Origin of the sequence: Methanomicrobium mobile BP, assembly GCF_000711215.1 — an archaeon.
Lineage (GTDB): Archaea > Halobacteriota > Methanomicrobia > Methanomicrobiales > Methanomicrobiaceae > Methanomicrobium > Methanomicrobium mobile.
In genome coordinates, this window is sequence record NZ_JOMF01000008.1 from 65352 (window position 1) to 91330 (window position 25979).

Annotated in this window: 27 protein-coding genes and 1 tRNA gene; 22 read left to right on the forward strand and 6 right to left on the reverse strand. The window is 50.5% G+C overall.

Features of this window, described 5'->3' with window-relative positions; all coding sequences use genetic code 11:
• The first annotated feature begins 3 nt into the window (after positions 1–3).
• From T502_RS06940 to T502_RS06990, 11 genes are all read left to right on the forward strand, one after another.
• The gene (locus T502_RS06940) at positions 4–2181 is read left to right on the forward strand and encodes a minichromosome maintenance protein MCM (protein ID WP_042706548.1); all 2178 of its coding nucleotides are present in this window, start codon (positions 4–6) and stop codon (positions 2179–2181) included.
• A gap of 112 nt (positions 2182–2293) precedes the next feature.
• Positions 2294–2659, forward strand: a complete 366-nt coding sequence (locus T502_RS06945; RefSeq protein WP_042706462.1) for a dihydroneopterin aldolase family protein — start codon at positions 2294–2296, stop codon at positions 2657–2659.
• 55 nt (positions 2660–2714) lie between these two features.
• A complete protein-coding gene (locus T502_RS06950; protein WP_042706549.1) occupies positions 2715–3560 on the forward strand; it encodes a TatD family hydrolase in 846 nt (281 codons plus the stop codon).
• A 101-nt stretch (positions 3561–3661) separates the two neighbouring features.
• A complete protein-coding gene (locus T502_RS06955; RefSeq protein WP_042706464.1) occupies positions 3662–3949 on the forward strand; it encodes a DUF424 domain-containing protein in 288 nt (95 codons plus the stop codon).
• A gap of 92 nt (positions 3950–4041) precedes the next feature.
• Complete coding sequence (locus T502_RS06960; protein ID WP_042706465.1) at positions 4042–5085, forward strand: 60S ribosomal export protein NMD3; 1044 nt, start codon at positions 4042–4044, stop codon at positions 5083–5085.
• 30 nt (positions 5086–5115) lie between these two features.
• Positions 5116–5994, forward strand: coding sequence for a class I SAM-dependent methyltransferase (locus T502_RS06965; RefSeq protein ID WP_042706466.1), 879 nt, complete (start codon positions 5116–5118; stop codon positions 5992–5994).
• Complete coding sequence (gene coaBC / locus T502_RS06970; protein WP_084173139.1) at positions 5991–7238, forward strand: bifunctional phosphopantothenoylcysteine decarboxylase/phosphopantothenate--cysteine ligase CoaBC; 1248 nt, start codon at positions 5991–5993, stop codon at positions 7236–7238. Before T502_RS06965 ends, coaBC begins: the two co-directional genes overlap by 4 nt.
• Positions 7220–8077 carry a pantoate kinase gene (locus T502_RS06975; protein ID WP_042706467.1) on the forward strand — a complete coding sequence of 286 codons (858 nt, stop codon included), beginning with the start codon at positions 7220–7222 and terminating at the stop codon, positions 8075–8077. The genes coaBC and T502_RS06975 overlap by 19 nt, the downstream gene beginning before the upstream one ends.
• A gap of 181 nt (positions 8078–8258) precedes the next feature.
• A complete protein-coding gene (locus tag T502_RS06980; RefSeq protein WP_042706468.1) occupies positions 8259–9005 on the forward strand; it encodes a 4-phosphopantoate--beta-alanine ligase in 747 nt (248 codons plus the stop codon).
• Positions 8983–9987 carry a replication protein C gene (locus T502_RS06985; protein ID WP_042706469.1) on the forward strand — a complete coding sequence of 335 codons (1005 nt, stop codon included), beginning with the start codon at positions 8983–8985 and terminating at the stop codon, positions 9985–9987. Before T502_RS06980 ends, T502_RS06985 begins: the two co-directional genes overlap by 23 nt.
• Positions 9984–10697, forward strand: a complete 714-nt coding sequence (locus tag T502_RS06990) for a class I SAM-dependent methyltransferase (protein ID WP_042706470.1) — start codon at positions 9984–9986, stop codon at positions 10695–10697. Before T502_RS06985 ends, T502_RS06990 begins: the two co-directional genes overlap by 4 nt.
• Before the next feature lie 143 nt (positions 10698–10840).
• On the opposite strand, the gene T502_RS06995 is transcribed toward T502_RS06990, so the two are convergent.
• Positions 10841–12184, reverse strand: coding sequence for an AIR synthase-related protein (locus T502_RS06995; protein WP_042706471.1), 1344 nt, complete (start codon positions 12182–12184; stop codon positions 10841–10843).
• Between the two features lie 247 nt (positions 12185–12431).
• On the opposite strand from T502_RS06995, the gene thiD reads away from it, so the two are divergent.
• The 6 genes from thiD to T502_RS07025 all read left to right on the forward strand — a co-directional run bounded on the left by thiD (position 12432) and on the right by T502_RS07025 (position 16360).
• On the forward strand, positions 12432–13409 hold the full coding sequence (thiD, locus tag T502_RS07000; RefSeq protein ID WP_084173125.1) for a bifunctional hydroxymethylpyrimidine kinase/phosphomethylpyrimidine kinase: 978 nt from the start codon (positions 12432–12434) through the stop codon (positions 13407–13409).
• A gap of 156 nt (positions 13410–13565) precedes the next feature.
• Positions 13566–14033, forward strand: coding sequence for an Lrp/AsnC family transcriptional regulator (locus tag T502_RS07005; protein WP_042706473.1), 468 nt, complete (start codon positions 13566–13568; stop codon positions 14031–14033).
• Complete coding sequence (locus T502_RS07010; protein WP_042706474.1) at positions 14023–14301, forward strand: hypothetical protein; 279 nt, start codon at positions 14023–14025, stop codon at positions 14299–14301. Before T502_RS07005 ends, T502_RS07010 begins: the two co-directional genes overlap by 11 nt.
• A gap of 4 nt (positions 14302–14305) precedes the next feature.
• A complete protein-coding gene (locus tag T502_RS07015) occupies positions 14306–14746 on the forward strand; it encodes a hypothetical protein (protein ID WP_157197491.1) in 441 nt (146 codons plus the stop codon).
• Between the two features lie 343 nt (positions 14747–15089).
• Positions 15090–15500 (forward strand): type IV pilin, encoded by a 411-nt coding sequence (locus tag T502_RS08650; RefSeq protein WP_052359234.1) that lies wholly within the window; start codon positions 15090–15092, stop codon positions 15498–15500.
• 32 nt (positions 15501–15532) lie between these two features.
• Positions 15533–16360, forward strand: coding sequence for a hypothetical protein (locus T502_RS07025; RefSeq protein WP_042706476.1), 828 nt, complete (start codon positions 15533–15535; stop codon positions 16358–16360).
• Between the two features lie 81 nt (positions 16361–16441).
• Here T502_RS07025 and T502_RS07030 read toward each other — a convergent pair whose 3' ends face one another.
• The 4 genes from T502_RS07030 to T502_RS07045 are packed head-to-tail and all read right to left on the reverse strand — an operon-like array spanning position 16442 to position 19635.
• Positions 16442–17077 carry a DUF447 domain-containing protein gene (locus T502_RS07030; RefSeq protein ID WP_052359235.1) on the reverse strand — a complete coding sequence of 212 codons (636 nt, stop codon included), beginning with the start codon at positions 17075–17077 and terminating at the stop codon, positions 16442–16444.
• Entirely contained in the window at positions 17074–17994 is a 921-nt protein-coding gene (locus T502_RS07035; RefSeq protein ID WP_042706477.1) for a triphosphoribosyl-dephospho-CoA synthase, read from the reverse strand. Before T502_RS07035 ends, T502_RS07030 begins: the two co-directional genes overlap by 4 nt.
• Positions 17981–19138: a methanogenesis marker 9 domain-containing protein gene (locus T502_RS07040; protein ID WP_042706478.1), complete on the reverse strand. Its 1158-nt coding sequence runs from the start codon at positions 19136–19138 to the stop codon at positions 17981–17983. The genes T502_RS07035 and T502_RS07040 overlap by 14 nt, the downstream gene beginning before the upstream one ends.
• Complete coding sequence (locus tag T502_RS07045) at positions 19135–19635, reverse strand: Holliday junction DNA helicase (protein WP_042706479.1); 501 nt, start codon at positions 19633–19635, stop codon at positions 19135–19137. Before T502_RS07045 ends, T502_RS07040 begins: the two co-directional genes overlap by 4 nt.
• A gap of 241 nt (positions 19636–19876) precedes the next feature.
• On the opposite strand from T502_RS07045, the gene cfbA reads away from it, so the two are divergent.
• The 5 genes from cfbA (at position 19877) to T502_RS07070 (ending at position 24478) form a co-directional block, all read left to right on the forward strand.
• A complete protein-coding gene (gene cfbA / locus T502_RS07050; RefSeq protein ID WP_042706480.1) occupies positions 19877–20281 on the forward strand; it encodes a sirohydrochlorin nickelochelatase in 405 nt (134 codons plus the stop codon).
• Positions 20282–20297: 16 nt separating this feature from the next.
• Entirely contained in the window at positions 20298–21680 is a 1383-nt protein-coding gene (cfbE, locus tag T502_RS07055; protein WP_052359236.1) for a coenzyme F430 synthase, read from the forward strand.
• A 4-nt stretch (positions 21681–21684) separates the two neighbouring features.
• Positions 21685–22770, forward strand: a complete 1086-nt coding sequence (gene cfbD / locus T502_RS07060) for a Ni-sirohydrochlorin a,c-diamide reductive cyclase catalytic subunit (RefSeq protein WP_042706481.1) — start codon at positions 21685–21687, stop codon at positions 22768–22770.
• Positions 22771–22870: 100 nt separating this feature from the next.
• Complete coding sequence (cfbB, locus tag T502_RS07065; protein WP_042706482.1) at positions 22871–24247, forward strand: Ni-sirohydrochlorin a,c-diamide synthase; 1377 nt, start codon at positions 22871–22873, stop codon at positions 24245–24247.
• Between the two features lie 158 nt (positions 24248–24405).
• Positions 24406–24478: transfer RNA gene (locus tag T502_RS07070), tRNA-Glu, on the forward strand.
• An 82-nt stretch (positions 24479–24560) separates the two neighbouring features.
• Here the strand turns inward: T502_RS07070 and T502_RS07075 are convergent.
• Positions 24561–25970, reverse strand: coding sequence for a P-loop domain-containing protein (locus T502_RS07075; protein ID WP_052359237.1), 1410 nt, complete (start codon positions 25968–25970; stop codon positions 24561–24563).
• Positions 25971–25979 lie beyond the last annotated feature (9 nt).

Consider the following 25979-nt stretch of genomic DNA (forward strand, 5'->3'; position numbering starts at 1 on the left):
GAAATGCTGCCCTTCGAAGGCGCGGATTCACAGAGCGAAGCCGCAAAAGTCACCGACAAGGCTGGCGACTGGGCGAAGTTCCTCAAAAAATACTACATGGCGGAACTCGGAGAGATCGGACGCGAATACTCCTTCCAGAACTCCAAAAAATCCCTTGTCATCGACTATCAGAAACTCGAGAAATGGGGACGAAAAGGTCTGGGTCTTGCCGACGAACTCCTCAAAAATCCCTCAAAGGTCATCGGCGACGTCAAAGACGCCGTCAAAACCTATAACCTCATCTTCACCAAGGAAGAGGAGGACAAGGCGGACGAGATCAATATCCGCTTCATAAAACTCCCGAAAAGGACCAATATCCGCGATATACGCTCCTCGCACATCAACACCTTCATCTCGGTGGAAGGTATCGTCAGAAAAGTAACCGAGGTCAGACCGCGTCTGGTCTACGGCGTATTCCGCTGCCTCAACTGCGGAACGCTGACGCAACCCTATGCCCAGCCGAGTTTCGGCGCCTTCACCGAGCCTTACCGCAACTGTACGCAGTGCGAGCGGCAGACAAAGTTCGAGCTCGTGCCCGCGCTCTCGAAATTCGTGGATACACAGAAGGTCAGAATCCAGGAGTCCCCCGAAGGTCTTCGCGGCGGAGAACAGCCTCAAAGCCTCGACGTGGACATCACCGACGACCTTGTATCGAACGTGTCGCCGGGTGACAGAGTCATAATAAACGGCATAATGCGCTCGTATCAGAAGACAAACGGCACCACAAAGTCGCCGCTCTTCGACCTCTACCTCCAGGCAAACTCAATCGAGATGAGCGAGAAAGAGTTCGAGGAGGTCGACATCTCGGAGGAAGACGAGAAAGAGATCCTTGAGCTTAGCCGCGATCCCGAGATCTACCGCAAATTCGGGCACTCGATAGCGCCGTCAATCTACGGCAACGACGAGGTCAAGGAATCCATAGCGCTTATCCTATTCGGAGGCGTCATGAAGACGCTCCCCGACGGCACCCACCTTAGGGGCGATATTCATATGCTCCTCGTCGGTGACCCGGGTATTGCAAAGTCGCAGATGCTGCGTTACGTTATCAGACTGGCTCCGCGCGGAATCTACACGAGCGGCAAATCCTCGACATCCGCGGGTCTCACCGCCACCGCCGTCAAAGACGATTTCGGCGACGGACGCTGGACACTCGAGGCGGGTGCCCTGGTCCTTGCGGATATGGGTATCGCCGCCGTCGATGAGATGGATAAGATGGATAAAGACGACCGCAGTTCGCTTCACGAGGCAATGGAACAGCAGTCTATTTCCGTCGCAAAGGCGGGAATCACCGCAACGCTGCGTTCGCGCTGCGCACTTCTCGGTGCCGCCAACCCGAAGATGGGGCGTTTCGACCAGTACGGATCGATCTCCGAACAGATCAATATGCCGCCGTCGCTTCTCTCGCGTTTCGATCTTATCTTCATCATGAGAGACCGCCCCGATCAGCAGCTGGACCGTGCAATCGGAGAGCATATCCTGAAAGCCCACGAAGTCGGTGAACTCCTTGAACTCAACAATAAATCGCCGATAGAAAACCTCTCCGAGGACGGTCTTAACAACAGGCTTGCGCCGGTCACACCCGAGATAGACCCCGTCCTGTTCAGGAAATACGTCGCCTACTCAAAGAGAAACTGTATTCCGCAGATCAGCAAAGAAGCCAGAGAGATACTTATTCAGTATTACCTCAACCTTCGCGGGCTTGCCGCCGACAACTCAAAACCCGTTCCCGTTACCGCAAGACAGCTGGAGGCACTCGTAAGACTTGCGGAGGCAAGCGCAAGGGTAAGACTCAGCCCCACGGTTGACGAATCGGATGCAAGCCGCGTCATTAAGATAGTCGACCGCTGTCTTCGCGATGTGGCATACGATCCCAATACGAATTCATTCGATATCGACAGACTTGAAACGGGATTTTCGCAGCAGAAACGCAATATGTTCCGTGACATAATCGACGAGATCAAGAAATATACCGAAAAAACGACGGATGACGGTAAGAGAGTGGATTTCGCACAGAAAGACAAGGTGATTGAAGGGCTTGTGGCCAAAGGTTACAACAAGGAAGAGGTAAAGAAGAGAATTGATGAACTCCATAAAGACGGCCAGATAATGGAGCCGAGAAACGGCATTCTGAAACTGCTGTAACCCGGGGAATCGGATAAAGAATAAAATAAAGAATCAAATAAGAATCAAATAAAGAATAAAAAATAAATAAATTATATTATATCAGGCTTTGAAAACAGTTTAAGGACAGGAAATGAGCGCAGATAAAACAGACAGGAATACGACGCCCGACAACAAAGCACAGGCAGTCTTTGAGGCGGGCATAAAACTCGGTGCACTCTATCACCAGTGGGTGGGGACACCGATATCACCGAAGACCGCGGCATCGGTCGAGAAGGCAATCGAGAATGCCGTCGGACTCCAGCCTTATGTCACTGACATAAAGGTGAAGATTCACACCGAGATGATGGCCATAAATTCGTTCGGATACAGCGAGCTTGCCGGAAAGATGTTCGAAGTCCGCATTACCACGGTATACGAAGGCGCAAAGTGTGTTGCCGAGCTTAAACTCGAGAACGAATACCCGATGATGAAGATTCTCAGTCTGGAAGAGATATAACCGTAGATATAACCGTAAAATAACCTAATACACATTTTTGGGACAGATCCTTCAAATGATTTTAGACGATATACCGATAACCGACGATCATATCCATATCGATACAATAAACGGTCTCGGAGTAAAGGCGGCAACGGATTTCAAAAACGCCGGCGGCACGCATATGTTTGCGGTCTCGCTGCCGTCGTGGACCTTCGGAATTGTTCCGCACCGTGCCGAAGATTTCCGGAAAGTCTTCGAGAACACCCTTGATGCCGCGGAATCGATACGCGGGACCGGTCTCACGGTTTTTGCCGTTATTGGGGTACATCCCGCCGAGATAACAAAGATTGCGGCGCATACGTCAATGGCACTCCCCGAGATCGAGGAGATTATGAAAGGCGGCATGGACATTGCCGCAAAGTATGTCGCCGAAGGCGAGGCCGTTGCGCTCAAGAGCGGCAGACCGCACTATCCCGTCGATGACGATGTATGGGCGGCGTCCAACAGAATACTCATGCATTCGCTCGAACTTGCAAAAGACTGCGGCTGCGCCCTTCAGATACACGCGGAGACGGGACCCTGCGCCGATGTCGCCGATATGGCAAAGAGCGCCGGCATCGACCCCTGCCGCGTCGTCAAGCATTTCGCGGAGAACGACACACCGCTTTCGCCATCGTTCATAGCAAAGTACGACGGCATTGCGGAATTTGCAGCGAAATCTGCGAGAGAAAACAGGTATTTTACAATGGAGAGCGACTATATGGACGACCCGACACGCCCGGGATCGGTTATCGGTCCGAAGTCGGTCCCGCGGTTCACAAGAAGACTTCTCGAGAAGGACGCAATTACCCTTGATGATGCGGTACGCATCCATAAGATCTCGCCCGAAAAGATATATTCCGTGGATATCGAGCTTTGAAACGGCGATTTCCGGCCGACGTTTTTCCGCCGGCGGTCTTCGGGGTACAGACCCATTCACAGACACTTGTATAATCAAACAGCACCAATAATAATGCAGAGATGTATCTGAAGGTTTACAGGATAGACGGAGTCGATAAACTTCTCGCGGCATGCGACAGAGAACTCATAAACCGGAAATTTACCGAAGGCGACCTTGAACTCGACATATCCGAAAAGTTCTACGGAACCGAGCTTTCCGACCGCGACGAACTTCTGAGAGCACTGAAGAAGGTCTCCATGGCAAACCTTGCCGGCGAGAGGGTTATCTCGATTGCGGTCGAGGCGGGGATCATCGACGCCGACGCCTGCATAAAGATCGCCGGCGTCCCCCACATCCAGATACTGTGAATCCTATGAATCATTGAATCCTCTGAAATCTGTGAATCTTCTGAATTCTCTGAATCCTCAGAATCCATAAAGAACCGAAATACCGAATTATCATGAATATACGACAGAATATATGCCCTAAATGCGGAGGACCCAGCGAGGGGGGTCTCTGCAACAGATGCAAAGCCGCCGCCGTCGAGTGGATCACGCATGACGCCAGAGTGCCCTGCGTGCAGTGCCCTACCTGCGGATCGCTCAAACACCAGAATACGTGGTCCGACTGCGCTCTCGACCGCGAAAAACTCATAGAAGAGATTGCGCTCAACTCGATTCACGTCCACGAGGACGTCCATGCACTCAGCGTCGAGATAAGGCACCATGACCCCAGCCCCAACCGAACCTCGGTCAGGGTAAACGTTCAGGGCAAGATATACGGCGTTCCCGTCGAAAAGGACGTCAATGTCCTTATTCTCTGGTCGAGAGAGCAGTGCGACAGGTGCAGCAGGTATGCCGGCGGATACTATGCGGGAACCATCCAGCTCCGCGCCGAAGGCAGAAAACCCGACGAATACGAGCGCAACAGTGCCGTCGATATCGCGCACAGGGTCGAGGACGAGGTCCAGAGGCACGGCGAAAGGCTATCGTTTGTCACCGATATCGAGGAAAACAAAGACGGCATGGACATAATCATCTCCAGCCACAATCTCGGAGAACTTGTCTCCAAGGCACTTACAAAGGAGCTCGGCGGCAAGATTACCCGTCACCCCAAACTAATCGGCGAAAAGAACGGCAAACAGGTCTACCGCATAACGTATCTGGTCAGACTGCCGAAATATCAGAAAGGCGACGTCTTCGAGAACAACGGCAGATACTACGAGATTCGCGGAACCGAAGGCAATCTCGTCCAGTACTTCGATCTCATGGACGGCTCCACGAAGATCTCGAAGGATGAGCCGGAAGGACGAAAGATAGGCAATGTCGCGGACTCCGAACACTCAACGGTGATCTACATAAACGGCGATACCGCCGCAATCCTCGATCCGAAGACCTACGAGAATATCGAGGTCATCATCTACCCGTGGCACGAGATCTACGCGGGAGACAGAGTCAGATTCCTCCGCGATCCGAGCAACGAGAGGATAATCTTCGTCGGATAAGAATCCGGCATCTCTTTTTTTCTTTTACCCATGCACGTCAGAATCGTTCCCGCCGAAAAACTCAAAGAGACGGATGGCGCTGAATGGGCGGATCCGACAAGGCGCACCTTTGTCGACGCGGGGAAGGCATATGTTCCCGTAAAAGACGGCTTTGACTATGACTGCGAACTGAATCCGCCGAAAAAATACCGCGGACCCGGATATCAGATGATCGGGGATACGGCGCTCATTCATTACCGTATGCCCTCCGAAGACGAACTGAAAAGTCTTATCGGGTGGGAAAAGCCCGCCTGCGTCCTGCTTCTCAAAGGATACGAAGGCGTAAAACGAACTCCCGCTGTCGAGGTGCTCTACGGCGAGACGCACGAGGTCTGCCATAAGGAGAACGGCTGCATATACTCTCTCGATCCCTCAAAGGTCATGTTCTCCATGGGCAACCGCAACGAAAAGACCAGAATGGCGAAGATGACGCGCAATGGCGAGAGGATTGCGGATATGTTCGCGGGAATCGGCTATTTCACGCTCCCTGCGGCAATCGCGGGGGCAAAGGTTCACGCAATGGAGATTAACCCCGTCTCTTACGGATACCTTGTGAAAAACGCCGGATTAAACAGCGTTTCACAACGTGTCGATGCGGAATGCGGGGACTGTCGGGATCTGCTCAAAGGAAAATACGACCGTGCATTCATGGGTCATTTCGAGTCGCAGGATATGCTCCCCGACATCCTGCCGCATATGAAACAGGGTGGTATTTTACATGTGCACAGCATAGATGATATTACACAGACCATCCGTGCGGCTTTGGGCGAGTCCGGTTTTGACGCCGATGAGGCTGAGATATCGGTAAACAGGGTAAAGAAATACGCGCCGCACAGATGGCATATTGTCTCGGATGTGATATTGCCATGAATGGTGAGGGTTATGGTTCGTGTAAAGATTCGGGAAACGGTGCAGGCAGCGGTTCGGGTAAATGTTCCGCTGTTCCCTTCGGCGAAGGAATAAGGCAGACTCTTGCGGGTAAAACCGTTGTTCTGGCGATTACCGGCAGTATTGCCGCAGTCGAGGTCGTGAAACTTGCACGGGCGCTGAGAAGGAAAGGCGCAAAGGTTCAGGCGGTTATGAGCGAAGCGGCAACGGGTATAATTACGCCCGATGCCGTGACATATGCCTGCGATACTCAGACGATTACGAAGATAAGCGGCAATATCGAGCATGTGAAGTTCTGCGGCATAGGCGGAACCGGGGACGTGCTCCTTATTGCGCCGGCAACGGCGAACACAATCTCTAAGATTGCCTGCGGAATCGACGACACCCCCGTAACCACCTTTGCGACGACGGCAATCGGCAGGGGAATGCCGGTCGTGATCGCGCCGGCAATGCACGAGAGCATGTATAATCATCCCGCTGTGGTCGAAAACATAAGAAAACTGAAAAGTTACGGCATTTCCTTCGTCGATCCTTTCATGGCGGAGAACAAAGCCAAGTTCGCATCGAATGACGAGATTATCCTCGAAGTCGAACGTGCGGTCGGCGGAAAACCTCTTCTGAACAAAAAAGTGATTATCACCGGCGGAGCCTGCCGCGAGGCTCTCGACGACGTCAGGGTGCTTACGACGCGTTCCGGCGGCAGAATGGGGCGCGAACTTGCACTCGAAGCCTACAGACTCGGCGCGGACGTTACCTATGTCCACGGCGGCGATGAGGTTGCGCTTGTAAGGAACGTGATTATCGAAAGCGCCGAAGACATGCGAAACGCCGTCCTCGGTGCGATTAAAGACGGCTGCGACTTCTATCTGAGTGCGGCGGCAATCTCGGACTACAAACCCGAGAAGATTGCTGGCAAGATCCCGTCAAACAGAGATATCTCGATAAAGCTCCTGCCGCTTCCAAAGATTCTCGACGAAGTCGTAAGCGCACTGAAATCAACGCCATCGTCGAAGAACGCAAAGATAGCGGCGTTCAAGCTCGGCGACGATGCCGACGAAAAGGCGGAAAAGATGGTTGCCGCGGGAATAGACCTTGTCTGTGCAAACGGCGCCGAGAATATGGGAGCAGACTGCGGCAGATACGGACTGCACACAAAGGACGGGGTTGCGCAGGTCAGCGGAACAAAAGAAGAAACAGCGGGGGAAATATGGAGAAGACTGCTCTGACATTCTGCCCCGGACATATCTCCGGCTGGTTCAGACAGATGCCCGACAAAGAAGGAAATCCTTCGAGCGTCGGCGGCGGAATCGTCATCACCGAGGGTGTTTTTGCCGAAGCGAAGAAATCGGATGAGTTATCCGTTAAGATCTGCTATGTCGACAGAAGCGGCAATGCCGTTGCCGAGATCTACGGCTCTAACGTGATTGAATACGCAATGCAGTCCCTCGGAATTACCGCGGAGATAACCACGAGAAGCATTCTGCCGATGAGCTCGGGTTTCGGTCTGAGTGCGGCATCCCTCCTCGCGTCCTTAAAAGCCGTATCCGACATCTTCGACCTGAAGATGAGCAACAAAGATATCGCAAAAATCGCAAACAGCACCGAGATTCATTTTAAGACGGGACTCGGGGACGTCGCCGCATGCATGAACGGCGGCTATATCTGCCGCAAAACCCCTGGCATAGACGGAAAGATAATCCGCCGCTACGATATGGAAAAACCAATATCCACGGTCACGTTCGGACCGCTGAGAACGGACACCGTTCTGAAAGATCCGAAGGCGATGGAAAGGATAAAAGATGCCTTCCGCGACGAATGCCCGAAATCGCCGGAAGATTTCTTCAGAATATCGCGTGAATTCGCTGAGAATTCGGGACTTATCTCGGATAAGGTAAGGGAAGTCCTTGACGAATGCGCCCTGAGGAACATACCCGCATCCATGACAATGCTCGGCAACGGCGTCTTCGCCTACGGCGAGAAAGCGCCGGGAATCCTCTCGAAGTTCGGCGATGTCTATATGATGAAGATGTCGCCCAACGGCTTTGTCTCTCAGAACAAGAACTGACGATAAGAGCTGACGGACCGGAACTGACGGATAAGAACAGACGATTAGAACAGACGGATGAGAACCGAGAACCGACCTATGCGGGACCCGTTTTTCGGGAATAAAATATCCTAATATCGTATAAGTTACATATAAAATAAGCAAATTAACGAATAAACAAGGAAATAATAAGGAATAAAATATGATACCGAAAGATCACCCGAGATATGCGTCGCTGGTAAGACGCGAAAAGATAGCGAATGCGGCATGGGATAAAATCGTCGCAATGGAAGGCGTCGGATCGCACGGACGCGGGGAAGCCTTTGATTATCTTATCGGTGAAAAGACGACCGATACCGCACTGCTTGCCGAGAGGACGGCGGCGGCGATGCTTTTAAACGCAAAGCAGGCGGTCATCTCGGTCAACGGCAACACGGCTGCGCTTGCCGCCGACCTTATCCGCGATCTTCAGAAGGAATCGGGTGCGATGGTCGAGATAAACCTCTTCCACCGAACCGAAGAGAGAATGCGGAAGATCGAAAAACTTCTGAGAGATAACGGCGTGGATGTCCATACGGGACCAGTGGAACGCCTTGTTCCGCTCTCTCACGACCGCGGTCTCTGCACCCGTGACGGCATCTACTCCGCGGATGTGGTGCTCGTTCCCCTCGAGGACGGCGACAGATGCGAGGCGCTCATCGGCATGGGCAAGAAAGTCATCACAATCGACTTAAATCCCCTGTCAAGGACGGCAAAGACCGCAACCCTAACAATCTGCGACGAACTCACGAGGGCGCTTCCGAACATTACCGCCGCCGTAAAAGAGCTTAAGGGCAACGGTGCGGCTGCTGACGAACTCATCAAAAACCACGATAACGGGAAACTGCTGGATTCGGCAGTGACCTCAATCATGGAGAATCTTTCCAATGCTCTGGGTAGAAAAGTATAGACCCGATTCTTTCGACAAAATACGCGGACAGACCGAGGTAATCGGGCATATCAGAAATTTCGCCGACGGGAAGAACATCCCGCATATGATATTCTTCGGACCGCACGGTAACGGAAAGAGCTGTGCGATGGAATGCCTTGCCAAGGCGGTTTACGGCGACGACGCCTTCATAACGAACGTCACCGTGATTCCCGCGGGCACGCTCTTTCGTCAGGGAAAGACATGGCTCGAGAAAGAAGGCGGATTCAAGCATCTCTATAAGCCCGACGAGAGCCTGATTGCGAACTTCAAGCATATCGTCAAGTGGTATGCCTCGATGAAGCCTTTCAACGCGGAGTTCAAGATAATCGTATTCGAGGATGCGGGTGAACTTACCTTCGACGCACAGGCGGCATTGAGGCGGACGATGGAGAAATACAGCAAGACATGCCGCTTTATCCTCATAGCAAGACAGCAGACGGCAATAATTCCGCCGATTGCGTCAAGGTGTCTGCCGCTCTTCTTCGCGCCGCTGAGCTCTTCTGAGATTGTCGCACAGCTTACCGAAATTCTCGAAAAAGAAGGAATCACGGAAGATAAAGTCGACAGCGGAACCGTGGAACTGATTGCAAAGGTCTCGAAAGGCGATCTGAGAAAGGCGATAATGTTCCTCGAGGCATTTGTAGCAAACGGCGATACGGACATCATCGATCTCACGAACTCGGAGGTATCGGCCATTGCCTATGCCCTCTTTGCAACCATGCGCAAGAAGGATCTGAAGAAATCATGCGAGATTGCCGAGATGATAATGCTCGAATACGGTCTTTCCGGACGCGAACTTATCGCGGAACTGAAAAATACCGCAAAACGCGAGTATAACGACGAAACTCTCACGATTATCCTTTCGGACACGGATTTTTCCCTCTGCACCGCACAGAATGAATACTTACAGATAAATGCTATGATTGCAAGAATTATAACGGAAGTTTTCGATAGAGAATGACGAAGGTTGCATCTCATTACGATCAGGTAGCGGATATCTACGACAGCAGATATGACGAAAGCGGGGGCAATACCTATTACAGCCATATCTGTTCGGGGGTAATGCGCAACCTTCCCAAAGATGCAAAACTTCTTGATCTGGGCTGCGGAACCGGTCTTTTCATGGAGAGGTATCTCAGGTTCGGCGGCGAGGTCATAGGTCTGGACATCAGCCGCAATATGATTGTAAGAGCCAAAGAACGGACAAACTCCGACGTGACTTTAGGCACCGCGGAGCAGCTGCCCTTCAAGGACGATACCTTCGACTGTGTCTCCAGTGTGCTTGCCTTCTCCTATCTTCAGAATCCGCAGGGGACAGTCGAGGACATTTACAGGGTCTTAAAGCCCGGCGGTTCGGTCTCGATATGCACCCTGGGCAAGAATGTCTTTACCTCGGCGGTTCCGACCGCACATAAAATCGGCGAGAAACTGCACGTGAAATCGGTCGGCATGGTCAATATCACCGAGCGCTACTATAAACAGGACGAACTCTCGGATCTCCTTATATCCGCGGGTTTCACGGATGTTTCGGTAAAACGCCGTTCGTTTGCACATGTAAGTCTTTCCCCGTCGCTCTACTCAATCGCAAAGAAGTTCGAGCCGATTATTGAGTCTAAGATTCCCTATCTTGCCTTCAACATGTGCGCTTCGGGAATAAAACCTAAGAATTAATTATTTTTTAAGGTAATCCGACGGCAATCGGTTAACCTGTGAAAAAAGTAATTTTTGGATTTTGGTTATTTTCAAATTTCGATAACTATCGGATTTCGGTAATTTTCGGATTTCGGTAATTTTCGGATTTCGGTATCTCTTCTTCAGTATCTCTTCTTTAATTTCTCAATTACTCTGAGTTTCTTCCCTATTGCGGCATCGGCAGAGGCTTTTACCTTTGCCTTCATCTCGTCAAAGTCATATGCGGGCTTATCCGCGACCTTCTTGACGGGAGTATACGCGGATTCGCGGAATGCCGGAACGAAGTCGCAGAGTTCTCCGCTGCGCAGAATCTTTGAGTCCGAGGGTCCATCAACCACATAACCCATCTTCTTCATGACGACGCCGGCGGACTTCACGACCGCGATTATCTCATCGGCAACCTCGGGAGGTGCGGTGACGAGAAGAGCGTCGAGGGAGACACCGAGATAGTCTATCTTAAGTGCATCGAGCATCTTCAGAACTTCGGGCTCGACAAGACTCCTTAAGTTCTCTTCCTCGACGACGATTCTGCACTTTGCCGTCTCCGCCATCTCATAGACGTCGCCTCTGAGACCGCCGTTCGTGACATCCGTCATCGAATGAATCTTATTCAGGACGGGGCTGTTCAGCAGCGCCTCGCATGCCTTAAGGAAAGAGAGATTTATCGTCTTCTCGACGACCTGCGGGTAGCCGGAGTATATCGCCGCGGTTGCAATCGTTCCGCCGCCGGCACCCTCGGTCATAAGGAGAATATCGCCGGGCTTCGTTGCCGAACGCTTCGTGACGTGGTTTGCGACACCGACACAGCCCACACAGCCGGTCATACGCTCGCCTATGACCATGTCCCCGCCTATGCGGAGCGTCGAGCCCGAGACCAGCGGCACATTCATCATATCGCTTACGACCGCGATTCCCGCCGTGTAATCGAAGAGCTTTGCGACATCGCCGTCATCGGCAACATGGATATCGGATAAAAGTGCCACGGGTTTTGCGCCCATCACATAGGCATCGCGGAGTGTGGCGCGGGTCACGTGGAATCCGGCAAGAAACGGGAAATCCGAGAGACGCGAGTGCATTCCGTCAACCGTCGTGATGATATATTGACCGCCGGCTTTGACAACACCCGCATCGTCCATCTCGTCGACGCCGACTGCCGTGTTGCTCTCTTTGCCCTCGGCACCTGCGCCGATTATCCTCGGAAACTGCCTGTGCACAAAAAAGTCGCCCGTGCCGCGTGAGCCGACTCCGAACTCCCCCATCCTGATGCCGGACTTCTCATAATCGAAGAAATCGCCGTTCAGTCCCGAGGAGTTGTCAACCTCGGTGACTACCGCCTTTGAAAACTCAAGAGCATATTTCCTGTCGCAGTTCTTTATCTCAAGTATTCTGTCCGCAAGTTTTGCGGCAATATCATCGCCATTCGCACCGATTTTTCGTTCCCTTCGTGCGAACTCTTCAACATCCATGTATATTGTTTCTGTGTGATTGTTCAAAAAGGATGCACATATGAAACAATAATGAAACAATACGCCCGCAGGCATATGCCTCAAAGCCTTTCTGCCTCAGCCTTCCCGATTCACTCTATTCCCGACTCCCCCTCTCTTCCCGACTCCATCTCGTCCGGATTCCTTCTCTTCCCGACTCTCTCTTCCCATATTCCATTCTTTCCGATACCGACAAGCATTAGAAAGAATGAACGGCTAATACTATTACATGGATTCGGATACACCTTCGGAGAGACAAAATTCGCGGATTACCGGGAGCGCCATGCCCTGCGCATGCACGATTGCCGGCTCGGACAGCGGCGGCGGTGCAGGCATACAGGCGGACTTAAAGACATTCGCGGCATTCGATGTCTGGGGGTGCAGCGTAATCACCTCGCTTACGGCGCAAAATCCCTGCACCGTGCTCGGCATAGAGAACGCATCCGCGGACTTTGTCGGACTTCAGATGCGGGCGGTCGCCGGGGATTTCAGAATCGCGGCTTACAAGACGGGGATGCTGCCGACCGAAGATATAATCCGAACGGTTGCCGCGAATATTCCAAAGAGTGTGCCGACGGTCATCGATCCCGTCATGATCTCAACAAGCGGCAGCAGGCTCATAGACGAAGACGCGGCGGAGGCATTGAGATCGAAACTGCTGCCGCTTGCAAAGGTGGTAACCCCGAACATTCCCGAGACCTGCGAACTGTCGGGGATTGATCTGAGCCGCAATCCCCCGGAGACGGCGATTGCGAATGCCGCGGAGGCAATTCTCGACGGCGGCACCGAATACGTCCTAATCAAAGGCGGTCACCTCAACGGCGACTACTCCTCGGATTACCTCATCTCGAAAGACCGCGAAGACCGCGTGGAGGGGATTGCGGCGGGAGACGCGGTGAGAGACGGATGGGGAGATGGGGGAGTCTCCGCCGGCATCCGTGACGACAGCCGATGCCGTACGGAGATTAAAACCGGCATAAACGGGCTTAATATCGTCAAATATACGGGACCGCGATTCAGCGGCGAGATACACGGCTCGGGATGCTGTCTTTCCTCGGCTATCGCGGCATGTCTGGCAAAAGAATATTGTGTCGAAAGAGCCTGCGCTTGTGCGAAGGTTTTCATCGGCGATGCCATCGCGGGCGCATACATCTCCGAATCAAAAAGATACAGCATAAATCCGGGACATCCAAAGAAATCCCTCTAATTCCCTACAAATTCCGACAAATAAGATTTACGTGACTTTTTTGAAAGAATTCCAACAATATGAAATAATGTTGACTTTTTTACCCGATATTTTTTAAAAATTTTTCAAATGATAACTATTATATTTCCATAAATCAGAGTCTTACAAAAGGGTATAATGTTGGATAAGGTAGATAATGCAATCCTGAACGAGCTTGCAAAGGACGGAAGAACGTCGATGGCGGATTTAGGGAAAAAATTGGACATTGCGCCGTCGACTGTCTTCAAGCGCATCGAAAAGCTCAGGTCAACAGGAATAATTCAGAGATTCACCATAGTGGTCAATCCCGAATTCTTCAAGAATTCCATCATAGTTTTTCTATCAATATCGGTAGATCCGCTTCAGAAACCCGAGATAGAGAAATTCCTGCTAAAGATGGATCATATACTCGAAGTGTATGAGACGCTTGAGCCCGATGATTTCCTTGCAAAAGCACGCGTTCACGAGATTGCACAGCTTAAAACCGGCATTTTGATACCACTCAGCGAGCTCAGCGGCGTTCGCGACATTAAACCCATTCTTACTGTCAAGAAGGTTAAAGAGCAGTTCTGGAATACGGAGGAGTATGATTTAAATGGAAATTGAAGTCTTGCAAATTGCCTTAGCGACGATAACACTTATTCTCGGTGTTGCACTCATTGTCTACCTGTATCAGGGATACAGGGTAGTAAAAAACAGGAGTTTCCTTCTGCTGATATACGGTCTTTTCGTACTTACCATCGGCATTGTGCTCCCCGATATCTCGTCAATCCTTGATCCGGAGATGTTCTGGTACTTCTGGTCGTCCATCTTCTCAAGGTTGCTCGTGATTATCGGTATGTGCACCATGATATTCTCGATAATGAGAGGGTGATCTTATGGGTGAAAACCGGTCTTTTGCAAGAGACTGGCAGCTTTTGAAGCTGACTCGCGATTGGAAACCTAAAGACAGATCCAACGAGATTGTTCAGAGGCTGCTGGCCGAGAATGATACGACGGTGAACGTCCATATCGATGCAATACTCAACGATATGGCGAAAAAAGATGCGGCAGAGATACTTCAGCGCATGCATTCGCAGATGGATAAGACTACCCTGATTGAGGGTATCCTGCTTATATCCGGCATTGCATACGATACCGCGAATGACGGTCAGGAGAAGCGTTACATGATAAGAAAGGCTGTGAAATCTTCGGAGACAAACAGCGTTTTCGACGTCAACATGAACCCCGTGTATCTGAGATCGTTTATCGAGACAATAGCTCCCGAGTCCGAGATCCTCGACAGGGGCGATCACTTTACTCTCGTGATGCAGGAATAATTCCGCAATCACTTCTTTTTACTGTCCTGTTTCCGCTTCATACTCATTTACGAATCATACATTTTTCAGCATCATACTTTTTTCAGCATCATACTCTTTCACACCATACCATTACACATCATACCCTTACACACCATACTTTTTCCGCAGCATTTTTGCATGCGGATGTTCGGATGTTCTTTGATGTCTTTTAGGTGTTTAATTGCTCCGATTTTGAATCGGAATACGGAATCGACTCAAAACACTAATATGCAATTAGAAAATATGGATATGTGTTAAGTAAATAGATGCGTTAAGTAAATTAAAGTCGCCGGTAACCGCGGCTATATGTTTGGGTGATTAAATGAGAGAATTTACAGAAAAGACCGAGGCTGTATCGCCCGTTATCGGCGTCATCCTCATGGTGGCAATAACGGTTATCCTTGCATCCGTAATTGCCGTTTTTGTCTTCGGACTTGCCGGAAATCTGGAAGCGAGCATGCATAAGGACGTCATCTTCAAGACCGGCGTTGACAATACAGGCAAACTGATCACGATTCAGGCATTCGCCGGCAAAGATCTCGGCAAAATTTCCTATATCACTGCCACGAACGGAAGTTCCTACTGGCTCCCAAAGGGCATAACCAAGAACACCGATGCCGGATGGCTCCATGTCGGCTGGATAAACACAACAACCATACCGCGTAACGACAAGACCGTGGTCTTTACCGCAACGTTCTCGGACGGCACCGAGCAGGTCGTTGCTCAGACGTAAAATTAATAAAAGATCAATCTGCAGTAACTTACATGGCATTAAAAGACGTGATTGCAGAATGTGAAGAGTTAAAAAGGATACTTAAACCCATTGAGACAAAGCCATATGGATTTAACTCAATAAATATAAAAAAACAATCTGATTTTTTAATGCTAAGTACGGATAAAAGAACGTTCTATTGGGAAGATGGGAGTGAAACATGCTTTTTCTTTGCAGATGGGGGCATCATCTACACATATATAATTACAGATGATGGTAATGCAGAATTACTGGAATATGTACAAAAAAACATGGAAATAACAAAAGAACATGACTTTTCATCGTGCACAGAGGATGAATTTTTGAACAATTGGCAAAATACAGATACTCAAAAAAGTTTATCTGAAATAATTGATGAAAGAGTAAAATGCCTTATACAAAAATATGACTGGCTTCCCGATGATTTCTTCGACAATAGTGTATATGATAAAGTTGATAGTGAATTATTAAAGATAAATAATCGTCTGGAAGAAGCTGAAAAAGAGTACTTAGATAAACACGATGACTCGGTTCCTAAAATCTACAGAAGAGCTAATCTAATCAATGAAGGAATAGACAATGTTGAGAGGTTTCTTATTTTTTTAGACTCTAATTTTTCTAATGAAATCTATGAAAAAGGTCAAAAATACAAAAAAGATACTGAAAACAGCATAAAAAAAGAAGCTAAGAAATTAAACTTAAGTAAATTAAACAGACGCAAACAAAACTTGGAGATTGACAGACTCTATAAAACCTATAATCCTAATAGTAAAAGAGATATGCATCACATCACTAAAAAAGAAATAGGATACATATTCAATGAATTAATTCAAAATCAATAATATTCGTGAAATAGAAAATGAATCATAAGACAATAAGATTCTAACAAAGCAAATATAATTCATAGACTCTAATCCAGTCACTTATTTTATATATTCCAGCAGCATATCCGCCGCTTCGGTCTCCCGTTCGCCGCCGCACTTTCTGGCAATCGAGATATCGTAGTCTATAAGCTCCTTAAGCTCCGCCGAACGAGATACTGCATAGCGTGTGGCATGAACCGTCGCATCGATAATTGCCGCAAAACCGCGGTTGAACGGGCGGACCTGCACGGAGAGAACCTTCTCGTACACGATATTCAGCTCGAAGATGCAGGACTCCGCGGATTCGCCGGTCTTTACCGCCTTAAACAGCACAAAACTTTCGGCGGATTTCAGCCTGAAAAATCTCTGAACGCATCCTTCCCCGTCCGCAAAATCCTCCGCAAAGTTTTCGCTTCCGATATCCTCAAAAGCGGTCTTCACGTAAAGAACGGGATCATGGACGATATTTGCGCAGAAGATACCGTTTTCGAGGATATTTTCAAGAGTATGCGTCCCCCTGAAGAGAACAAGACGCGATCTGCCGCTCCTGTTGATGATTCCTATCGGCGCGGCATTCGCTCTGCCGCTGCCGTCGAAGGTAACGGCAATAACCTCGTTTATCCCGCCCGCGATTATCGAGGAGTCGGAACTTCCCGAATCCCCGTTTTTCTTAATTCCTTTAATATCGCCGTTCATCTGTCCCAGTCCCACCCCTCAAGAAGTGCAATGAAAATGCCCGCTATCGTGATATCGGCAAGAGAACCCGGGTTTATACCCCTGCTCAGACATATGCGGTCGAACTCCTCCGACGTCATCTTCCCGTCAAGCACATCGCGGGCAGTCTCCATCGTCCATCTGCCCGCATCGGCGCCGAGTTTCTTGACGACAAAAGTATCCGTGTGCTCGGACATGAACCTCAGAAATACCTCGGGAATGGCATCTTTGCCCTTTCCCGACGCAATAAGGGCATCGGCAAACTTCCGTGTCAGAGCGAATCCGTTCACCCACTCCGCCGCAATCATGTCGTTTGCCGAGGAATATTCCATGACGTCATAAAGCGTCATTCCTTTCCTGCGGAGATCCCCGATTGCCGAAGGGCTGTTCACATCCATATCGTCGGACTCGTTCATGCGCACGCTCGTAAGCCCGAACGCGAGATAGAAGAGGACGGCATCGGAGACATTCGTCCGCTGAATAAGCTCCTTTGCCCCCGCGATACCGCGACCTGCGATAAGCGGTATAAGAAGAATAAACGCACCGAAATGCGTGTTGCCGCCGGAATGCTGGTTTGTGTCGGAAACGGCGTCATAGATAAGCCTGCCTATACCCGCCGAGAGAAAATCATCACGGTATTCCGGCGGATATCCGGGCCGCAGACCGGCGATACCCGCGGTACCTCTTTCGGAATCATCGCGGCTCTCAAAGTTTTCGGCGTCCGATAAGGCATCGTGCGCAAGAATTATCGACGATAAAAAATGTTCGAGTGCCGTGTCATCGTAATCATGACAGCGGTCCACATTTCCGGGTTTCTCTTTGCAGCAGACCTCAAGCATCATGGCGGTCTGCGCAAGTTCGCATAAACTCAGGTTCTTTTTCGGATTACTCTTCCGCATCGCTCTCGGACACCGCCGGAATTCCTTTTCTCGCATCGAAAATTCTTTTCATAATCTGCTCGGAAAGACGGCGTTTGCTACGCATATATTCCCTGTGCGAGAGCTGCTCGCGTTTTAACGAGAGATCCCGAAACATGCAAGGCGTTGACGACTTGCAGCACCATGCCAGACTGCCGAAGCATGTGCTCTCGCCGGGTGAGAGCTTCGTTCCGGCAACGCTCTCAACCTTGTAGTCATGATATTCCTTGGGACTCACGCCGATTTTGTCGAGGAAGGGAATCAGCGGACAGCGTTTTACGGGCATGCAGCAGAAAGCAAGACTGCGTATATCACCGCCGCGGCAGAGCTGCTTTGGGGAGTTGTACCATCCGCTCTCTTTCGCCTGAACCTCGATGCCGGCTCGGATGCCCGAAAGGGTTGCATTATCCGCATGACGACCGAGCGAGACAATGTCGGCACCGTGCGAGAACATGTCTCTCGCGGCCTCGAAATCGTTTATCGAGTTATTGGCGATTATCAGAATATTGCAGTTATTTCTTATCTCTTTCAGTTTTGCGGTCCCGAAATCCATAAGATCGACGTGGATTATGTCCGCACCCACATCGTCAATGACTGCGGCAAGAGCGGCATCGTCATCGCTTACGCCGGCGCGAATCTTTACCGAGACAACGGCGCCCGCATCCTTCAATGCACGGATTATCCCTGCGAGTTTTTCGGTATTCTTGAGCAGGTATTCTCCCGCACCCGCCCCGACCATCGCCGGCTGAAGACAGTGTGCGTCTATCTCATATATGACATCCTTTCCGACGGCATTAAAGACGTTTATGAACGATTGCGGCTCGCAACCGCGAAGATTCAGACCCGTAAGAACGCCGCTGTCCTTTAACTTTGATACCTCTTCTTTTATTGTCGCAATCGGATCGTCGGAGAGGAACTCGGCTCTGCCGCTCTTTTCCATCTCTTTACCTGCGCCGATTGTCGGCTCATCCGTCGAGTATCCGCCGATAAACGCAATTCCGCAGTTATCCTTGCGTGCCAGAACATAATCGGCGTCGGTAATCCCCGCCATCGACGCAAGTGCTATTGGTGTATTTACAGTTCGTCCGTTAATCTCAAGTTCGTACAGGTCGTAGGAATCCGTCATTCTTCAATACCATTTGTGTTCAATATATCTAATTCCTTTTGATAAAGTCCCTCGAGAACGTAACCGCCCTTAGACCTCGTCAGTTCCGTTCCCTCGCGGACAATCTCGTCCAGCGATATCCCGGGCGCCGTCTCCCTTATCCGAAGAACGGTCTGCCACGGAATCATGAACGCTCGATTGGGCTTTCCGCCGCCGCTGCGGAACTCCACGGCAAGAAAACCCTTTCTGCCCGTTTTGCCGATGAAATCCTTTATTGCATCTATCTGATGCACTCCGTCCTTATCCTCGTGAAAATGCTGCTTGAAATAGATTTTTTTGCCTTTCAGCGACTTGCATTCGACCGCAAGATAATATTGCGGGTTAAGGGAGTCGACAAGGATATCGACATACTGTGTATTGTATTTGGACTGTTTAAGGCGGTATGCATAGCCTTTGAGACCGTTATCCTCGAAATATCTGTTCAGGCAGTGTACCATATCCCTCTCGAAATCAGCCATCGTATTCCATCCGTATATATTCAATCCGTATGTATTACATCCGCATGTATTCCATTCGCATGTATTCCATCCGTATATATTCAATCCGTATGTATTCCATACGTATGTATTCCATTCGTATATCTGTTGGCGATGAAAAGACAAAAAACAGATCAAAGACTTTTGAATTGTTTAAGGCGCATGGAGACCCGCGGCATAAACCAGTAACTATTTTATTGAATATTGTAATAAATAATATGATATGTCAAAGACAGGATTCTTACTTGTAGGGCACGGCAGTACAAAACCCTACAATAAACAGCTTATTGAGAACACAGCCAAACTGATTGCACAGAAAGAAAAGGACTACATTGTCAAATGTGCTTTCATGGAGAACAGCACCCCGTCAATCCCCGAGATCATAGAAACGTTCAGAAACGAAGACATCGACAAAATGCTCGTTGTTCCTCTCTTCCTTGCAAGAGGCGTTCACATTGACGTGGATATCCCCGAGATCCTCGGCATTCCCGAATGCGGACACAGAGGCACGTTCAAGACGGCAAAAGGCGAGATTCCGCTGGTCTTTGCAAGCCCTATCGGCGACAACCCGATGCTTGCCGATCTTATGATCTCGAGTGCAAAGAATGCATTAAAAGAATATTTATAACCTTTTTTCCGGAAAAATGAACATACTGGTGCTTGACACCATTCACGGCGGAAAGACGATTGCCGGGTATCTGACGGCATCGGGCTGTATCTGCGATACGGTCGATGTCTACAGGCACGAAAGCGGCATATCCGAAGACGAAGCCGTCCGCAATCTGACTCTTAAGAGATATGACTTTGTCTGTGCGCCCGTTCATTTAAGCCCCGGGCATTGTATCCTGAAAAGCGCCGCCGCCGAAGGCATCCCCGTAATCTCACACCACGAGGTCGTATCCCTTATCGTATCGGGATTATCCGATACCGATTCGAATTCGGAGAATACGAAGCCGATTATCGAGATTACGGGCACGCGCGGGAAGACCACGACCGCATATGCCCTCTCGCATATGCTCTCCCGCGTAATCCCGCAAAAAAATAAGACAAATGATTCCGAAACAGGCGAATCGGGGATTCTTCACACCTCACGCGAGACCGTGACCGTTCCCGACGGCAGAGTTCTACAGAGAGTCAGCATAACGCCGGCAAGCTCCATAATGCCCGCATTATACGCATTAAAGAACAATCTCTGGTTAGTTGCCGAGGAATCCCTCGGAGTATGCGGTTTCGGAAACCTTGCCGTGCTGACCTCAACCGAGGACTACCCCTGCGCCGATAAAAAACGCAGTGCTCTTGCCGTAAAACTCGCTTCGATGGCGAAATGCGGAAGAGTTCTTGTCGGATACGGCGCCGATAAAAGAAAAGTCCTTGAGACGATTGAGAGCCTTCCGCAGTCGCAGAGAATACCCGAGGAGAGGCTTTTCTTTGCATCCGATGCCGTCCGCGTCGAAGACGGAGTATGCGGTTACGGCAACGGCAGCGGTGGATTTTCAAATCCGCTCCTGTATCTTGAAGGCTATAAGCAGGCGATAGCAACCGCCGCCGCTGCCGCCTGCCTGCTCGGATATAACCCCGATTCTCTGAGCGGATTTACATCCGTGCCCGGACGCCTCTCGCTTACCCGCGAGAACGGCATCACGGTCATAGACAACTCAAACAGCGGCACCAACAGGAACACGTCGGTTATTGCCGCAGAATACGCACGCAGAACAGAAAATGCCGGCATTATCCTCGTAATCGGCATCGAGTCCGAAACCGTCTGCGAAGGCTTCCCGAAAGAGGACGTAACATCGGCAATCACCGAGATAAAGCCGGAATGCGCGGTAGTTGTCGGCGATTCGCTTAAAGGCATAGTGCAGGAGGATTTCGACAACACTTCCGACAACACTATAATTTATCATGCCGATAATCTTGAATCAGGCAGAAAGAGGGCGCTCGAGATTGCGAGGGTATCGGGCAATGAAGCAAAACAGGGAGATTGCGGCGGAAAAACCGTAGTTCTCTGCGTAAAAACATGGAGGTAAAAACATGGAATACATACAGCCAAGACCGAGTTCAATCGTCGCGGGACTCTATACGGTAAGAGATCTCGGCGTCGACGTCGCAATTCTGCACGGACCGTCGGGGTGCTCGTTCAAGCATGCACGTCTCCTCGAAGAGGACGGACTGAGAGTGCTCACCACATCTCTTGCCGACAACGAGTTCATCTTCGGCGGTCACGACATACTCGTAAAAGTGCTCAAATTCGCCGAAAAAGAGTTCAAACCGCGACGAATTGCCGTCGTCGGAACATGTGTCGCCATGATTATCGGAGAGGACATGCAGGCGGCGATAGACGATTCAGGCATAAGCACCCCGGCAATCGCGGTCAATATCCACGCCGGATTCAGGGAAAACATCGACGGCGTCATTGCGGCACTTGAGCCCGCAGCCGATGCGGGGTGGATAGACGAAGATGAACTCGAACGCCAGAAAGTCCTCCTCCGTGCCGCAAATCAGGTGGAGCGTGCTCGCGGTGCGGCGTATAAGCCCTATGTGCAACCGCATCGCGGCGACCTTAAGCATGTCGTCGCAAAAAGACTCCTCGAACTTGCAAAGGAAGGCAAAAAGGGTGTTGCCATCCTCAACGCCAAGAAAGAGACGGCATACATGTTTGCCGACGTCCTGACCGCATTCCGCGAAGCCTGTCCGGATGCGGACGTGCAGTATATAGCAAACCTCGAAGCACGCGGTCTTCCTAAAGTCAGGGAGGATGCCAAAAACATCCTTCTCGGACTTGAAAAAGCGGGAATTGCCGAAGGAAAGAACCTCAAACTCATCGGCGCACTCGACGAATACGGCGCAAACGGCGAAAAACTCGGTGCGGCTCTCAAAGAGATTAAACCCGATTTCGCGATTATATCGGGAGTGCCGCATGCAATCGCTCCCGAATACCTTGAAGGAATCGAGGTCTTCTCGGTAACGAACGGTCCGAGACAGTATCAGCCGCTGAAAGAGTTCGGACATGACCATGTTGTCGTCGAGATTGACCTTCATCCAAAGACTCTCGGCGTCAGGGAGATTGTCCCCAGCGAGTTCGGAGATGTCATCCGCTCGCTAAAAGACGAATCCTAAGAGAATCGGGAAGTGCAGCGAAGTGCAATACGGGCATTGAGGGCATTAAGAAGGGACATAATAGAATGGCATCAAGAATGAGATTCAAGAGGGAGATAAAATGAAGAGTTTTCTCATAACCGGAGACAGATCAAGTAGCGGAAAGACAAGCATAACGCTGGGCATTTCCGCCGTTCTTGCGAGAGAATACAAAGTCCAGCCCTTCAAAGTCGCGATGGACTACATTGACCCTTCGTATCTTACCGGCGTCACCGGCAGAATGTGCCGAAATCTGGACAGCTATGTAATGTCGGAGGAGCAGCTTAGGGCATCCTACGACAATGCACGTGCCGATGCGGATATTGCCGTCATTGAAGGCGTAAGAGGACTCTACGAGGGCTCGGAAGCTCTTTCCGACAAGGGTTCGACGGCGGAGGTTGCCAAGATGCTCGACCAGAACGTGATAATGGTCTTAAACGCAAGGAGCATTACGCGCAGTGCCGCCGCGATAGTAAAGGGATTCTGCGACTTTGACCCCGCGATAAAGATTAAAGGCGTCATCCTGAATCAGATAATCAGCGATAAGCACAAAGAGAAGGCATCGATTGCGATTGAGCACTCAACCGGCATCCCAGTCATAGGCGCAATCCCCAGAAACGAGGAGATGGGGCTTACCATGCGGCATCTCGGTCTTATCCCCTACCTTGAGGGGAAAGGCGATGCGGAATTTCTCAAGCGCGTAAACAAGGTTGCCGATATCGTCGAGAAGAACACGGATATGGATGCACTTCTCTCAATCGCGGGTGAAATCCCCGCTCCTTCGGAAAAGCCGGAGATCTTCAGGGCGAAATCCGACGGCTGCGACCTCAAAGTCGGAGTCGCGGTTGACGAGGCATTCAACTTCTACTATAACGATATCTTTGACATCCTGCCGTCTTTAGGCGCCGAAGTCATAAAATTCAGTCCGATTCACGACCGCCTTCCCGATGCCGACGGATACATCTTCGGCGGCGGCTACCCCGAGATCTTTGCAAAAGAACTTGAGGCTAACGACAGAATGCGTGAGGCGGTAAGGGAAATCTCGCGGAACGGAACGCCGATATATGCCGAATGCGGAGGTCTCATCTATCTTACCGAAAACATAATCCTGAAGGAAGGCTGGGAAGGACGGACTGCCGATGAATCATACGAGCTTGCGGGCGTATTCAAAGGAAAGACGCGTATGCCGACAAAGCGGGTCATAGGCTACGTCGACGGCGTCTCAGACTCCCGTTCGCCGATGGGCGCAGGCTCTTTCAGCGGGCACGAATTCCACCATTCCGATGTCATTCTCTCCGACGATACGCATTATTCCTACAGGCTCTCACGCGGCAACGGAATCAGAGACGGGCTTGACGGCGCCGTTTCGCACAATACGCTTGCATCCTACACTCATCTGCATCCCGTCGCATCTTACGGGATGTTCAGGAATTTCACGGAAAAAATGCGCTCGCAGTGATACGGCGATACAATTCGGATACAATCGGAATACAATCACAAATTACCTTTTTTCGTGCAGCAAAACTGTCCCCGCGGAGCGATTTTATTTTAAAATCACAACCTATATATGCAATTTCTGAGAATATATTAAGGCAATCATTCTGATAGTGATTCCGTGCTGATATAGTGTAGAGGCCAATCATGCCGGCCTTTCACGCCGGCGACTCGGGTTCAAATCCCGATATCAGCACTTTTTGTTCTTTTACATTTGCCCGTTCTAATTGTAACTCAACTTTTGCCCGTTTCGGTTATAACCCAACATTTTGCACGTTTTAGAGTTCATCGGCGGCATTGCGCAGATATTCTTTGAGTTTTACTCTGAACTCATCGCGTCCGACCGCATACATCCGATGATCGCCGAATTTGAGAATTCTGTCCGCTTCCGCCGTAAGAATATCCATCGTGGCGGCGGCAAAGAGTATCGACGAATCGCCCAGCTTATCGCGTTCGTTTTTGCATATGACCGAGAGCGGAGTCACATCTGAACTCTGAATGCAGTTGGGGACAAGGAGATTTGTCGCCGACTTATCCTCATCGATTATTATCAGGGATGCACGCCGGCGGAGAGCTGCCGTGAACTGCGCCGCCATTCCCATCGAACCGCTCCCCCTGCCCGTGACATTCGCGGGCGTTCCCGACGTCCCCTTCGGCAGACTCTTAAAGAAAAGGCGTATATCGGCGCCGGTGATATCCGCCTCCGAGGATTCGGCTGACATCACGTTTCCGGACGTTATCGTGTATTCCCTGCCGTCGCCCGGGAGGTGATCGTCGCAACCCGAACGTATGGTCTGAAGGAAGGTCGATTTCCCCTCGGCATTCGACCCGATGACCGCAAAAACCTCTTTTTTCCGTATCACAAGCCCCGTTACGGTGCCGCCGGAGGCGGGCAGTTCCATCTCAACCGGCGTCAGCTCCGCGGGACATTCGTAAGGCACACTGCCGTGCTCATAGGTCACCGAATTACCTTTTCGGACGGCATAAAGTGCGGGACCGGCAACCCTGAAATAAGTCCTGTATTTCGTGTAACTTCTTACGGGCAAGGTGCCGTCGGCTATGAACGAGACCAGACCCTTCGGTTCGAGAGCGGCGCGAATTTGTTTCTGATCCATCGAGCAGAGCGCGTTCTTCTCGGCGGACTTTCCGTCATACGAGATGACCTCCTTTGCGACGGCATCGATAAGTGCGGCAAAGTTCTCGTTAAGCCTGCGAATCGCGGATGAATCCGGAGTAGCGGTTGAAACTTCGGGATACGGCAGTGCCCCCGAGAGATTAAGGAGAACTTTTCCGTCGGAAAGACAGTTTTTCTCGTCCGCTTTCCATAGATCGCTGCCCGTTCCGTAAGAAACATGACAGAAGGTCACAGGCTCGATATTTGCGCCGTAGTTCTTCGGCACGGCGGTATCGAGACCTCCGAGCGGTCTCAATGCGGGATTGCCGTGCACTTTGCTCTTTATACGCTCGATAATCCCCGCAATGCAGCCGTCGCTTCCGCTTTCGCATTCCGGAAAATTTTTCAGCGGATTATGGTTGATTACCGCGGGAAAAGAGAAGATAAGCGAACTTCCGTCATGCGACTTTACAAGATAAAAATTAGTCCCGTAATTGACCCTGCTGCGGTTAATATCGGCATCGCGGCTGCCTATGCCCTCAAAGACCCTGTCAATCACACTGCCGAACGACATTTTTCTCAG

What these genes read in the sequence shown, in the direction of transcription:
- T502_RS06955 (WP_042706464.1), top strand. Translation starts at nt 3,662, where the DNA reads ATGTATCTGAAGGTTTACAGGATAGACGGAGTCGATAAACTTCTCGCG.
- T502_RS06965 (WP_042706466.1), top strand. Translation starts at nt 5,116, where the DNA reads ATGCACGTCAGAATCGTTCCCGCCGAAAAACTCAAAGAGACGGATGGC.
- cfbB (WP_042706482.1), top strand. Translation starts at nt 22,871, where the DNA reads ATGAAGAGTTTTCTCATAACCGGAGACAGATCAAGTAGCGGAAAGACA.
- T502_RS07030 (WP_052359235.1), bottom strand. Translation starts at nt 17,077, where the DNA reads ATGAACGGCGATATTAAAGGAATTAAGAAAAACGGGGATTCGGGAAGT.
- T502_RS06985 (WP_042706469.1), top strand. Translation starts at nt 8,983, where the DNA reads ATGCTCTGGGTAGAAAAGTATAGACCCGATTCTTTCGACAAAATACGC.
- T502_RS08650 (WP_052359234.1), top strand. Translation starts at nt 15,090, where the DNA reads ATGAGAGAATTTACAGAAAAGACCGAGGCTGTATCGCCCGTTATCGGC.
- cfbE (WP_052359236.1), top strand. Translation starts at nt 20,298, where the DNA reads ATGAACATACTGGTGCTTGACACCATTCACGGCGGAAAGACGATTGCC.
- T502_RS07035 (WP_042706477.1), bottom strand. Translation starts at nt 17,994, where the DNA reads ATGCGGAAGAGTAATCCGAAAAAGAACCTGAGTTTATGCGAACTTGCG.
- T502_RS07045 (WP_042706479.1), bottom strand. Translation starts at nt 19,635, where the DNA reads ATGGCTGATTTCGAGAGGGATATGGTACACTGCCTGAACAGATATTTC.
- T502_RS06980 (WP_042706468.1), top strand. Translation starts at nt 8,259, where the DNA reads ATGATACCGAAAGATCACCCGAGATATGCGTCGCTGGTAAGACGCGAA.
- T502_RS07005 (WP_042706473.1), top strand. Translation starts at nt 13,566, where the DNA reads ATGTTGGATAAGGTAGATAATGCAATCCTGAACGAGCTTGCAAAGGAC.
- T502_RS06945 (WP_042706462.1), top strand. Translation starts at nt 2,294, where the DNA reads ATGAGCGCAGATAAAACAGACAGGAATACGACGCCCGACAACAAAGCA.
- T502_RS06995 (WP_042706471.1), bottom strand. Translation starts at nt 12,184, where the DNA reads ATGGATGTTGAAGAGTTCGCACGAAGGGAACGAAAAATCGGTGCGAAT.
- thiD (WP_084173125.1), top strand. Translation starts at nt 12,432, where the DNA reads ATGGATTCGGATACACCTTCGGAGAGACAAAATTCGCGGATTACCGGG.
- T502_RS06975 (WP_042706467.1), top strand. Translation starts at nt 7,220, where the DNA reads ATGGAGAAGACTGCTCTGACATTCTGCCCCGGACATATCTCCGGCTGG.
- T502_RS07075 (WP_052359237.1), bottom strand. Translation starts at nt 25,970, where the DNA reads ATGTCGTTCGGCAGTGTGATTGACAGGGTCTTTGAGGGCATAGGCAGC.
- T502_RS07015 (WP_157197491.1), top strand. Translation starts at nt 14,306, where the DNA reads ATGGGTGAAAACCGGTCTTTTGCAAGAGACTGGCAGCTTTTGAAGCTG.
- T502_RS07040 (WP_042706478.1), bottom strand. Translation starts at nt 19,138, where the DNA reads ATGACGGATTCCTACGACCTGTACGAACTTGAGATTAACGGACGAACT.
- T502_RS06950 (WP_042706549.1), top strand. Translation starts at nt 2,715, where the DNA reads ATGATTTTAGACGATATACCGATAACCGACGATCATATCCATATCGAT.
- cfbD (WP_042706481.1), top strand. Translation starts at nt 21,685, where the DNA reads ATGGAATACATACAGCCAAGACCGAGTTCAATCGTCGCGGGACTCTAT.
- T502_RS06960 (WP_042706465.1), top strand. Translation starts at nt 4,042, where the DNA reads ATGAATATACGACAGAATATATGCCCTAAATGCGGAGGACCCAGCGAG.
- cfbA (WP_042706480.1), top strand. Translation starts at nt 19,877, where the DNA reads ATGTCAAAGACAGGATTCTTACTTGTAGGGCACGGCAGTACAAAACCC.
- coaBC (WP_084173139.1), top strand. Translation starts at nt 5,991, where the DNA reads ATGAATGGTGAGGGTTATGGTTCGTGTAAAGATTCGGGAAACGGTGCA.
- T502_RS06990 (WP_042706470.1), top strand. Translation starts at nt 9,984, where the DNA reads ATGACGAAGGTTGCATCTCATTACGATCAGGTAGCGGATATCTACGAC.
- T502_RS07025 (WP_042706476.1), top strand. Translation starts at nt 15,533, where the DNA reads ATGGCATTAAAAGACGTGATTGCAGAATGTGAAGAGTTAAAAAGGATA.
- T502_RS07010 (WP_042706474.1), top strand. Translation starts at nt 14,023, where the DNA reads ATGGAAATTGAAGTCTTGCAAATTGCCTTAGCGACGATAACACTTATT.
- T502_RS06940 (WP_042706548.1), top strand. Translation starts at nt 4, where the DNA reads ATGCTGCCCTTCGAAGGCGCGGATTCACAGAGCGAAGCCGCAAAAGTC.